The organism is Brachyspira sp. G79, assembly GCF_002379365.1.
Classification (GTDB): Bacteria; Spirochaetota; Brachyspiria; order Brachyspirales; family Brachyspiraceae; genus Brachyspira.
This window is the reverse complement of the sequence record NZ_JQIU01000008.1, coordinates 1,493,424-1,506,092: the sequence shown is the minus strand read 5'-3', so window position 1 is coordinate 1,506,092 and position 12,669 is coordinate 1,493,424. Positions and strand designations below refer to the sequence as shown.

Annotated in this window: 9 protein-coding genes and 1 tRNA gene; 5 read left to right on the top strand and 5 right to left on the bottom strand. The window is 27.4% G+C overall.

All coding sequences use genetic code 11. The annotated features are described in order from the left end of the window. The first annotated feature begins 46 nt into the window (after positions 1-46). Entirely contained in the window at positions 47-2,536 is a 2,490-nt protein-coding gene (gene feoB / locus KQ44_RS08050; protein ID WP_096736971.1) for a ferrous iron transport protein B, read from the top strand. A 1,086-nt stretch (positions 2,537-3,622) separates the two neighbouring features. After that, a complete protein-coding gene (locus KQ44_RS08045) occupies positions 3,623-4,918 on the top strand; it encodes a hemolysin family protein (RefSeq protein WP_096736970.1) in 1,296 nt (431 codons plus the stop codon). Positions 4,919-4,924: 6 nt separating this feature from the next. Here KQ44_RS08045 and KQ44_RS08040 read toward each other — a convergent pair. After that, a tRNA-Leu gene (locus KQ44_RS08040) sits at positions 4,925-5,006 on the bottom strand. Between the two features lie 139 nt (positions 5,007-5,145). On the opposite strand from KQ44_RS08040, the gene KQ44_RS08035 reads away from it, so the two are divergent. Both KQ44_RS08035 and KQ44_RS14580 read left to right on the top strand, forming a co-directional pair. Further along, positions 5,146-5,973, top strand: coding sequence for a histidinol-phosphatase (locus KQ44_RS08035; protein WP_096736969.1), 828 nt, complete (start codon positions 5,146-5,148; stop codon positions 5,971-5,973). Positions 5,974-6,328: 355 nt separating this feature from the next. Next, positions 6,329-6,478 (top strand): hypothetical protein, encoded by a 150-nt coding sequence (locus KQ44_RS14580; RefSeq protein ID WP_205676559.1) that lies wholly within the window; start codon positions 6,329-6,331, stop codon positions 6,476-6,478. Positions 6,479-6,560: 82 nt separating this feature from the next. Here KQ44_RS14580 and KQ44_RS08025 read toward each other — a convergent pair whose 3' ends face one another. Then, the gene (locus tag KQ44_RS08025; RefSeq protein WP_096736968.1) at positions 6,561-7,328 is read right to left on the bottom strand and encodes a biotin--[acetyl-CoA-carboxylase] ligase; all 768 of its coding nucleotides are present in this window, start codon (positions 7,326-7,328) and stop codon (positions 6,561-6,563) included. A 184-nt stretch (positions 7,329-7,512) separates the two neighbouring features. On the opposite strand from KQ44_RS08025, the gene KQ44_RS08020 reads away from it, so the two are divergent. Beyond that, on the top strand, positions 7,513-8,250 hold the full coding sequence (locus KQ44_RS08020; protein ID WP_096736967.1) for a basic amino acid ABC transporter substrate-binding protein: 738 nt from the start codon (positions 7,513-7,515) through the stop codon (positions 8,248-8,250). Between the two features lie 104 nt (positions 8,251-8,354). Here the strand turns inward: KQ44_RS08020 and KQ44_RS08015 are convergent, their stop codons facing one another. The 3 genes from KQ44_RS08015 to KQ44_RS08005 all read right to left on the bottom strand — a co-directional run bounded on the left by KQ44_RS08015 (position 8,355) and on the right by KQ44_RS08005 (position 12,657). Further along, a complete protein-coding gene (locus KQ44_RS08015; RefSeq protein WP_096736966.1) occupies positions 8,355-9,092 on the bottom strand; it encodes a hypothetical protein in 738 nt (245 codons plus the stop codon). Between the two features lie 812 nt (positions 9,093-9,904). After that, positions 9,905-11,569, bottom strand: a complete 1,665-nt coding sequence (locus tag KQ44_RS08010) for an iron ABC transporter permease (protein ID WP_096736965.1) — start codon at positions 11,567-11,569, stop codon at positions 9,905-9,907. Between the two features lie 83 nt (positions 11,570-11,652). Continuing rightward, the gene (locus KQ44_RS08005; protein ID WP_096736964.1) at positions 11,653-12,657 is read right to left on the bottom strand and encodes an extracellular solute-binding protein; all 1,005 of its coding nucleotides are present in this window, start codon (positions 12,655-12,657) and stop codon (positions 11,653-11,655) included. Between the last annotated feature and the right edge of the window lie 12 nt (positions 12,658-12,669).

The window sequence follows — 12,669 nt, the reverse complement described above, 5'->3', positions numbered from 1 at the left end:
ACACAAACAATTTGTAAATATCTTATAATTTTCAAGGAGAAAATTGATGAAACTAACTGAATTGGATATTGAAGAAGGTTTTGTTGTTGATAAAGTAGCCACTGACGGCGAAATTAGACAAAGAATTATAGAAATGGGTTTTACTCCGGGGGCTAAAGGCTGGATTGTAAGAAAAGCACCTTTAGGAGATCCTATACAAGTTCATATAATGGATTATGAAATATCTTTGAGAAAATCTGAAGCTAACGGAATAGAAGTTGATAAATCTAATATTGAAATAAAAAAAGAAAGAGTATTAAAACCAGTTGAACATAAAGAATCAAAAGAAGATGAAGCTTCATTAACTGAAAATAAAAATGATATAGCTAAGAAGATAAAAGTTCCTTCTAATAATACAAAATTAAAAGTGGCATTAGCTGGAAACCCTAATTCTGGAAAAACTACAATATTCAATGCACTAACAGGTGCCAATTATAAAGTTGCAAATTACCCAGGTGTTACTGTAGAAAAAAGACAGGCCAACATGATGTATAATGGATATACTTATGATTTGATTGATTTGCCAGGTGTTTATAGTTTGAGTGCCTATTCACAAGATGAGGTTGTTGCATGTGATGTTTTACTTAATGACAAACCTGATTTTATTATAAATGTTATAGATTCTACAAACTTAGAAAGAAATCTTTATCTCACATTGCAGCTTGTAGAATTAGGTATACCTATAGTATGCGTACTTAATATGTATGAGCATGCTGAAAAAAACGGAGTTAATATTGATGAAAAAAATTTAACAGAGCTTTTTAAACTTCCAGTGATGAAAGTACATGGCAATAAATATGAAAGTGTTGTTATGATATTAGAAAAAATAGAAGATATGTACAAATCTGGAAATAAACTTCATCAGGATTCTGCTATAAGATACGGAGAAGAAGTTGAAAAAGCTATAGAAATAATTACAAATAAAATGCAGGGAGATATAAGCAATCTTCATAAGAGATGGCTTGCTATAAAGGCATTAGAAAAAGATGAGAGAGCAATTCACTCTATAAGAAGAGAATGCAATAACGGCGGAGATGTTATAGAAACTCTAAATAAAGAAATCATAAAATTAGAAAACTCTATGAATGCCAAAACTGATTCTATAATGGCTGATAAAAGATACTCATATATAAGAGGAGCTTTACAGGAAGCTGTTCATAGGGATAATATACAGGCATTCAATTTCACTGAAGCTGCTGATGTAATATTTTTAAATAAATGGCTTGGTCTTCCAATATTTTTGGTTGTATTATGGCTGATATTTAAAATAACATTTACAGTAGGGGCATATCCTCAGGGTTGGCTTGAAATGGGTATAGGAGCATTATCTGGTTTTGTAGGCAGTTTACTTCCAGAAGGCAGTTTAATACAGTCGGTTATTGTTGATGGTGTTATAGGCGGGGTTGGTGCTGTATTATCATTTCTTCCGCTTGTACTTATACTTTTTACAGGTATTTCATTTCTGGAAGACTGCGGATATATGGCAAGAGCTGCATTCTTAATGGACAAAATAATGCATAAATTAGGTCTTCATGGTCAGTCATTTATACCTCTTTTCTTGGGTTTCGGCTGTACTATACCTGCAGTTATGGCAGCACGTACATTGAGAAGTAAAAAAGATAGAGTCGTAACTGTTTTAATTACTACATTTATGAGCTGCGGAGCAAGACTTCCAGTGTATATACTTTTTATAGGTGCTTTCTTCGCTCCAAAAATGGCTGCTTCTGTAATGTTCAGCATATATATGATTGGTGTTTTAATGGCTTTTATAATGGCATTTATATTTAGAAAAGCCTTCTTTAAAGGAGAAGAAACTCCTTTTGTAATGGAGCTTCCTCCATATAGAATACCAAGAGCTAAAGCAGTACTAAGACATATGTTTGACAGAGGCTGGATGTATATTAAAAAAGCTGGTACTTATGTATTTGCTGCTTCTATAATCATTTGGGCTTTAATGACTTTTCCTCAGTACAAACCTACTGATGCAGATAATGAAAGACTTATGAATGAAGCTAAATCATTAGCTGTAAGTCAGGGTTTAGATACTAATGATGAAGAGGTTATAAATGCTGAGTTTGAAAGATTAAGAGCTTCTGAAGGATTAAAACATAGTTATGCTGGTAAAATAGGTACATTTATAGAGCCTGTATTAAAACCTTTAGGATTTGACTGGAGAATAGGAATAGGGCTTGTAGCAGGGGGAGCTGCTAAAGAGGTATTAGTTTCTACAATAGCTCAGATTAAATCTATAGAAGACGGAGATGAAACAGTACTTACTGAATCTTTAAGAAATGACCCTGTATTTAATCCTATAGTAGCTTATACATTATTACTATTTGTACTTTTATACTTCCCTTGTTTTGCAGCAATAGGAGTAATAGGTTCAGAAATAGGTAAAAAATGGATACCTTTCTTAATGCTTTATACATTGGTTGTTGCTTGGATAGTGAGTTTTGCTTTCTATCAAATTGCTGGAAGAATAGCGGGCATTATTTAGACATAAGGATAGTTTTTTAATATAGTGTTTGGCTCAAGGCTTTGCTTTAATGTAAAGTCTTGAGCTTTTTATTACAAAATTAAATCTTATAGTTACTGCAATTTAAATAGACTTGTTTCAAAATAATAAATATTGTTTTTATTTTATAATTGTCTATTTAAAAATATATTTTTAAATTTTAGTTATTTGCGGAGACTATAAACATGCTCTGCGTTTTGATGAAGTACGCCTGCGACCGAAGTAAGTACCGTTAGGTATGTTGTGCAGCTGGAAAAGCTGAATAAAAGAATTGGGAAACTTAAAAATTTTAAGTATATACCTAAACAAAAATGTATTATTAAATTTTTTGACGCCACTTAGTTAAAAGTTTTTATCCTTAGGTAACTGGAGTAAATATGATTTTCCTTTGGTATGCAGACTGTGGGTTAAAGAAAGTTGGGCTATCAAATACACAATTACTAAAATTATAAATATCATTAAAAATTATTATTAGTAGACTTGTTCTAAAATTCAATTTATTAATATTCATATTCTCTAATTATAGTTTGCTATTTGCTATGAAGCACTTCGCTTATGACCGTCTGCATAGTATAAAATAATCATATGAAGTATAGAAGAGAACAGCATTATATAGATTAAATATATAATTTAGGCAACATGTAAAACATTTATTTTTTGTAATAATTTTTATATTATATCATTTAGCATAAAATAAAAACTTATAAATTTGTTTATCAAGTACTTTTGAAACAAGTATATTATGTAATTTTTACAATATTAACAATATATTTTATTGTTAATAGTCTGTTTGCATGTTAAAGACGGATTATTATATTATTATAGTTCATAAAAAATAATTATGAAAAATTATAAAAAATATAATGTAAAAAATATTTATAAACTATTGTAATTTTTCTTTTTTATAATATAATTTTCTCACAAAATTAAACCCTTGATTAAGGATAATATTTTCACTGCATATTCTATTTATATAAATATTTTAATAGTTCCCGCTATAATACTTATCAAATGCTCTCAGTTTATTTTTTATTTAGTAAATAATTTTTATTTTAAGGATAAATTAAAATGGATATAATAATAATAATAGTGTTAATACTTTTAAACGGCATATTTGCAATGTCGGAAATAGCTGTAATTTCGGCTAGAAAATCATCTTTAATGAAAGATAGTAAAGAAGGAGATAAAGGGGCTAAGGCAGCATTATCTTTATCTGATAATCCGGATAAGTTTTTATCTACCATACAAATAGGCATAACATTAATAGGTATATTAACAGGTATTTATTCTGGAGATACTGTTGCAAAAGAACTAGCAAATATATTAGGTAAATTTAATATACCATCAGCATATGCTTCTGCATCGGCACAGATAATAGTTGTAGCCTTAGTTACATATTTGACTTTGATATTCGGTGAGCTTGTACCAAAGAGAATAGGTATGGTAATGCCAGAAAAAATAGCTAAAGTTGTAGCATCTCCTATGACATTGCTATCAAAAATAGGTGCTCCTTTTGTGTGGATCTTATCTAAAAGTGCATTATTAGTTTCTAGGGTACTTGGAATAAAAGATGATAAAAGTCCAGTAACTGAAGAAGAAATAAAATCTATGATAGAAGAGGGAAGACAGGGAGGAGAAGTAAAAGAAATAGAACAGGATATTATAGAACGTGCTTTCTTTTTGGGAGATAGAAAAATAGAGTCTATAATGACGCATAGAAACGATATGGTATTTTTAGATATTAATATGTCCAATGAGAATATAAGAAAAATAGTGTCAAAACATTCTTTTTCTGCTTACCCTGTAGTTGATAATAATCTTGATAATATTATAGGAGTAGTTAGGGTAACTGATATATTTGATAAATTAAATAATTCAAAAGCAAAAATAGAAAAATTTGTCAAAAAGGCACATTATTTTCATAACAATATGGAAGTATATTTAGTGCTTGAGGAAATGAAAAAAAATAATATAAAAATAGGGCTTGTATCTGATGAGTTTGGTAATATAGATGGAATGGTTACTCAAAGTGATATATTCGGGGCATTGGTAGGTTATGCCTCTGAAGGTAAGGAAAATAATGATATAAGAAAGAGAAAGAACGGAGGCTGGTTTGTTGATGGGCAGTGTCCTATTTATGATTTCTTAGATTATTTTGAAATAGAAGATGAAAATGCTTCTAGTAATTACAATACTATAAGCGGACTTATATTAGAATTATTACAGCATGTACCTTCAGAAGGTGAGGCTTTGGAATGGAAAGGGTTTAATTTAGAGATAGTTGATATGGACGGAGCGAGAATAGATAAACTTATAGTAAATAAAATTGAAAAAAAATGTAATGAAGAAGAGATAAAGAATTAATTAAATTGCTCGAGACTGGACTTGAACCAGCACGGTGTTACCCGACAGCACCTCAAGCTGTTGTGTCTACCTATTCCACCACCCGAGCTTCAATAATAATGAATGGTATTATATATTAAATAATTATTTTGTCAAATGATTATTATTTACTTTAATTATATTTTTGTTATTATATTTTTTATTATTACAAAGAAATTTATTAATATTTTATTTAAAAAGGTTTTGTTATGAAATATATATCTAATTTGCATACTCATACCATTTACTGTGATGGTAAAAATACGGTTGAAGAAAATATAGAAACTGCTATAGATAAGGGACTAATAAGCATAGGTTTTTCTGGACATTCTTATTTTGAAAAAGACCATACTTCTATGAGCATAGAAAATACTATTAAGTATTTAGAACATATTAAAAAAGCTAAAGATATTTATAAAGATAAAATACAGGTTTATCTTGGTATTGAAGGGGATTATTATTCTAATTTAAATAAAGATACTGATAGAGAAATGGGGCTTGATTATAGAATAGGATCTGTACATTATATTGATGATGGAAATGGTAATTATTTTCCTATAGATATGTCAAGAGAAAGTTTTAATGATACTATTAATTATTTTGGGAGCATTAGAGAAGTTATTTACAGATATTATGATAATGTTATTAAGATGATAGAAAAACAAAATCCAGACATTATAGGACATTTGGATCTTGTTAGAAAGTATAATTTAAATAAAGAATATTTTACTGAAGAAGAAGATTGGTATTTAGAAAAAATAGATGAAGTAATTGAAGTTATAAAAAAAAGTGGAAGTATAGCTGAAATAAATACAAAGATTATGAATAAAAATAATTTAAATGCTCATTATCCTAATAAAAATACAATAAAAAAATTATTAGAAAAAAATATACCTATTATGATTAATTCAGATGCTCATAATGCTAATAATATAGATCATTGTTATAAAGAAGTTATTGAAGAGTTAAAAAAACTAGGAGTTTCTAATATAAAGGTTTTGTATGATAATAATTTTAATGATGTGAATATATATTGAAAATTGTTAAGTTTGTTAAAAATATATTTTTAAATTTTATTTATTTGTTGGGACCACCACTTCAAAGCATACAGTCTTCCTGTATATGCGTATCCACTTTTTTGCTGTCCGATCTGTAGCACCTACTCAAGTTGACTAAGCTAAGTACTCCTGAGGTAATATGCAAAAAAACTCCATTTTTAATTAAAATATAGTTATTATAATACATTTTAAATTTATTTTATTAATAATGCTTTAGCTATTTATAAGCTATAATTATAAACAAGCAAAATTTGGTAAATTATGGTTATTTTGGCACTATTACCATTAAGAATACTAATCTTTTTTATTAATTAAAAATTCTCTTGCTAAAAATATGCTGAATACTATAAGTATAATTCCGCTTATAGCGGCACTTATATACGGCGTAATTCCAAATAATAATGATATAATAGCCGTCGTTACAGTAGCTAATATGATTACAATTAATTCTAATATTACAAGTACTATAATTCTTTTTTATTAACTGGCTTTTTTTCTTCTGGTTTTTTATATGGTATTGGTTTTCTCATAATTACCTTCCATTTAAGTTAATTTTTTTTATAAATTTAATAATTCGTATCTATATCCAAAGAGGCTCTTGATATCCAAGTTTCTATTTTTTTATCAGTTTCTACTATTAAATAACCTTCTTCTGTTATATCTTTAACTAAAGCTTCAACTTCTTTACCGTCTTTTTTTGCTTTAATAGTATGCCCTATCATATTGCTGTACTCTCTAAAATATTGAGCTAAACTTTTATCACTATTATAGACTTCCTCAAAATAATAAATTAAGTCCTTATAAAAAGTATCTAGCTTAACCTTATTGCCTATTTCCATATAAAGAGATGTTGCTTTATGCTGTATATCCAAAGAAAAATCTTTTTTTTCATGATATAAGTTAACTCCAGTACCTATGATACATGCATTTTTATTATTAGTAGAAGTAACTTGAATTAATGTTCCTGATATTTTTTTATTTTTTACCAAAACATCATTAGGCCATTTTACATGTGCTAATGTATTATACTTTTCTCTAAGGCATTTGCTTAATGCAATACTGGGAAGAAAACTTAAAGCCTCCTTTTTAAATGGGCTATAAAGCAAAATACTAAACCATAATCCTAAATTATTATCAGAATGCCAAGTATTTCCATAACTGCCCTTACCTGATGTTTGCTTTAATGCTATATATACGCTTCCTTCTTCAAGTTTTATATTATTATTTAAATCTTCAATCATTTTTTTGTTTGTACTTTCTAATGATTCAAATAATACTGTATTTTGGCCGTATATTTTTGTATTTAAATTATCTGTAAATATGTTAACTTTCATCTTTTTATTATATATTAAATAATCATTATATCAATATTATGATAACTATATTTTTTTATATAAAGTCTTTTTAGTTTGAAAATGTATAATTGTATTCTTGACTTTTATATTATATTGAAGTAATATTTTTGTATATAAATACTGTTTGTAGTATTTGTTAAATTATATAAAAGAAGGTTCAAAAATGAAAAAAATATTAATATTTATGATGATTATAGTACTATTGTCATGCTCAAACAACTCAAAATCATCTCAAGAAACTGTAAAAGACCCTATATATGTTGGTATAGATGTAGATTTTCCTCCTTTTGGATATTTGGATAACGGAAATATAGCTGGTTTTGATTATGATATTATGAGTGAAGCTCTTAAATTGGCTGGAATTAATGGCGAGTTTGTTCATATGCAGTTTAGCGGACTTTTACCTGCTTTACAGGCTAAAAAAATAGATGCAATAGTAGCTGGTATGACTGTAACTGAAGAGAGAAAACAATTTGTTAATTTCTCAGAGCCTTATTATGTATCTAGTCAGGTAATGCTTGTTCATAAAGATGATAATTCTATTAGCACATTTGATGATTTGGCTGGAAAAAATATAGGTGTTGTTATAGGAACTACTGGAGATACTGTAATGAGTGAAAGAACAGATATTAATGTTGAGAAGTTTGATACTGGTGCTGCTGCTGTACTTGCTTTGAAATCAAAAAAAATAGCTGCTGTAGTATTTGATAAAGAGCCTTGTAAAAATTTTGAAAAATACAATGATGATATCAAATTAATAGAAAGCGATGCTATAAAAGAAGATTATGCCATCGCTGTAAGAAAAGAAGATACTTTACTTTTAGAAAAAATTAATGAAGGACTTGCTCAGATAATGACAAACGGAACTTATGAAAAATTAATAGAAAAGAATTTCAAATAAAATTATAAATTCATACTCCTTAAAAATAATTTTTAAAAAATTATAGGCTTTTAGAAACTTCAAATATTCTAAAAGCCTTTATTTATTAATTCAAAATATAAAAATTATTTTACTTCTTTCAAAGTTCCTTTTAAAGTTAAAACACCATTTTCAAAAGTACCCTGCAAATCTCCCTGCCAATAATCAATTCCATCTTTAGCCTTATCCGTAATCATTTGAATATCAGAAAAATCAGTATCATTAGAAATTTGAGAAGTACTCATTTTATTATTATCTAATCCGTATCCTATTTTAAATATTCCATTAGTATCAGACTTTAACTCATATACCCAAGGATAAACTGTAGGACCTCCCGCATGAGCATATCTTATAGTAATAATTCCAGTTTCGTCTTTAGTTACACCTGTACCTGTAACTTTAGGTCCGTTAGTTCCGTCTAAAGTTTTTTGAGATATTCCACTGCCGTTCATTCCATCGAATCCGAAAGTTTTTGCAGGTGCTACTGCGTATAATACAAAAAATCCGAAGCCTCTTTCTATTTTATTATTAGCAAATTGATTATTCTCATATCTATAAGCGTCCCAAGATTTTGTGGCACCTTTCGGAGTTGAAGCTCCTGTTTCAGCATCTACTTTAGCATCAATATTTCCATAAGTACCTGTAACTTTCAAATATGAGCTTTCCATTAATTTATTATCATCATTAGCATTTTCATCAAATACAGTCTTAAAGTCTATATTCATAGTTCCTGTTGCTGCTTCATTATTTGATGATGTATCTGTTTTTGTACATGAAAATACTAAAACAGATATAATAAGCATAATTAATATTATTTTATTCATTCTTGCTCCTTTTTTGTATTTATTATATAATAAAATATATACAAAATATTACAATAAGAAAAAATGTGAATTTTTTTTATATATATCTTTTAGAAATATTTGAATGATAATATGATCTCTTAAATATGGATTATATTTAGTTATTATATATACCTAAACAACTATAGTTTATCAAATTTTAATTATTTAAAAATGTAATAATAACTTATAAATAGTATAAAGTATTATTTAGTATTAATAAAATAAGTTTAAAATGTATTATAATAACTATGTTTTGATTAAAAAATGCAATATTTTTGCTTATTTTGTTGCCCAAAGAAGCAGGCACAGCCTACCGCTCCGCATACCGACGAAGTCCACCTGTGGTGTCGGCAGCGAAAGGCTACATTTTAGTAATTTATCCTACATATAAAATATAATTAGTACGATTTAATAATAATTTTAATACTTGCACTTTTTGGTTCTTTTTTCGGCGTGAAAAAGAACAACAAAAAAATTGACAAACTTAAAAATTTTTAGTATATCTTCATTTCACGAGTAATTAAATTAATAAACTTATAAAAATGATGTTTAACAGTTTATTATAAATGATAATAAAAACAGCCTATCAAATAAATGGGGTTTTACTTGATAGGCATTTTTAAGAAAACATATGATAAAAAATAAAAACAATCTATACGTATAGTATACTATATATTGTTTTTGTCAATACGAAATTTGAAAATATTTTCAAATAAATGGCTTAGTTTACAACTTTTACGTGTAATATCTTACATATTATACAAAATTTTACATATTGTACAAATAACTCTTTATAGGCTTATTTCTTTCTGACGGCTTATCTTAAAAAATATAATAAGCGATATAATAGTAGTAAATGTAAGTATAGTAGAAAGTGCAGCTGCAGTTCCATAGCTTGCTCTAATAACTTCCTGATAAATAGCTACAGACATAGTACGCGATTTTGTAGTATAAAGTATAATAGAAGAGCTTAATTCATTAATAACTGTAATCCAGCTAAGTACAGCACCTGATAATACACCAGAAAGCATTAATTTTGCTGTGATATTAAAAAAAGTTTTTATTTGAGAAGCTCCGAGACTTATAGAAGCTTCTTCCATATTCTTATTTATTTGATAAAGTATAGCAGAACTTGATCTTAATGTATAAGGAAGCCTTCTTATTACCAATGATATTATAATGATTATAGAAGTTCCTGTTAATATTATAGGCGGCTTATTAAATGCAAGTAAAAAAGTAATACCTAGTATTGAACCAGGTATTACATATGGAAACATTGATACTATATCGATTATATTGGTTAATATATTTTTTCTTCTTGATGTTATATAAGCTGTAAGCATTCCTATTATGATTATTAATATAATTGTGATTATGCCGTATATATATGTATTTTTTATAGATGATGCTAGTGAATGAAATATTGTTATATAGCTTTCAAGTGAGTATTCGCTAGTAAATACTGATCTGTTGGTTTTAAGAAATGAAGTATATATAACTGTTATTTGAGGAAGTAAAGAAATAAATATTAAAACATATAAAAATAGATGAATTAATACTGATTTAATACCTTTTATATTTTTTGGTTTTATAGTATTTATAGAATTAGCAGCATAAGATTTTTTACTTACGATATATTTCTGAATAATAAACATTATTGTTGTAATAACTATCATTATAACAGACATAGAAGCAGAAAAATTAGCATTACTTCCAACCTCGCTTATAAACTCAGAATATATCATAGTAGGCATAGTTCTGTATCCCTCACCTATGAGCATAGGAGTACCGAAATCAGCTAATGCATTCATAAATACAATAAGACTTGCTGATAGTATAGTAGGTTTTATTAAAGGTATAGTAACAGTAATATTTCTTATAAAACTAGAAGCTCCTAAACTTTCTGAAGCCTCCAAAAGAGAAACATCTATCTTGCTTAAAGCACCGCTTACATACATAAATATAAAAGGATATAGCTTTAATGAAAAAACTAAAAGTATTCCTCCAAAACCGTATATTGTAGGAATATTAATACCTATATATGAAAAAAATCTAGTTATAACTCCATTTCTTCCAAGAAGCAGTATCCAAGAATAGGCACCTATAAAAGCAGGAGACATCATAGATATTATTATTAATATTTCTGCTGCTTTTTTGCCTTTTATATTATACATCTTCATACAATATGCTAAAGGAGTACCTATCAATACAGCAAGAATTGTTACTGAAATAGTTACTGTAAAACTATTAATTAATGTACTGTAATAATACTTTTTTGTAAAGAATTTAATAAAATTATTTAATGTCCAAGCATCTGTTTTTATATCTTTAAAGCTGCTTAAAAAAAGAGAAAATAACGGATAAACTAAAAATAAAGCAAATATTAAAACAATTAAAAAAGTAATATATGTCCAAAAGTCCATTTTTTTGAAAAAATATTTTATATTATTTTTCATAATTATACTTCTAATTAGTATATTTTTTATATTTATGTATTTCTATTTTTTAGCAGCTTATATAAATAATAGCCTATATATGTTTATGAGCCTGTAACTATATTTTTAAACTTTTCTAGCCAAGTATCTTTATTTTTATCAACCATCTCTTCATCTTCTTTTATATCATTGATATTTTCAAGTGGTATAAGTATTTCAGAGCCTTCTAAATTTTTTATTATTGCTCTTGTAAACAACTCATCATTAATAATTTTCTGGGCTTCATAGCTTGTTACATAGTCAACAAATTTTTTAGCATTTTCTAAATGTTTGGCATTTTTTATTATAGCCATAGAGTGAGCTTTAGTAAGTACTCCCTCTTTCATATATACCACTTCTATAGGAGAGCCTGTATGTATATAGTTTGCAGCGGCACTTTCAAATGTAAGCCCAACTGCATATTCGCTGTCAGCCACTCCTTTATATACTGCAGAAGAACTACTTAAAAGTTTGCCGTCCAAATTAGCATATAATTTCTCAACATAATCCCAGCCATTATCTGGATTACCTTCTCCCATAGCATAAAGCATATTAACTAACTGTTCAAAAGAAGATGATGATGTTGTAGGATCATTGAATGCTATTTGTCCTTTTAATGCAGGATTAAGTAAATCAGCATATCCTTCTATTTTTATATCTTTTATCAAATTTGTATTTATTATTAATACACTTGGGCTTAGCATAAAACCAGTGATATATTTTTCTTTGCTTCTGTAATCATCATATACATTATCAGCATTTGTTGAAACATATTCTTCAAAAAGGTTGGAATTGTATTTAAGTATATTTTCATTTGCAGCAAAAAATATATCGCCTAAAGGATCATTTTTTTCTGCTTCTATTCTTTTTATTATTTCAGCAGTACCAGCTATAATAATTTCTACGTTTATATCAGGATTTTTTTGCTTAAAATCTTCTGCCAATCTGTCAATAAAGAATCTAGTTGCGGGCGTATAAATTACTAAACTGTTTTTATTATCTTCTTTTTTTGAGCAGGAAGGTACAAATATCATTGTTAATATCAAAAATAATAAAATAATCTTTTTCATGATTGTTTACCT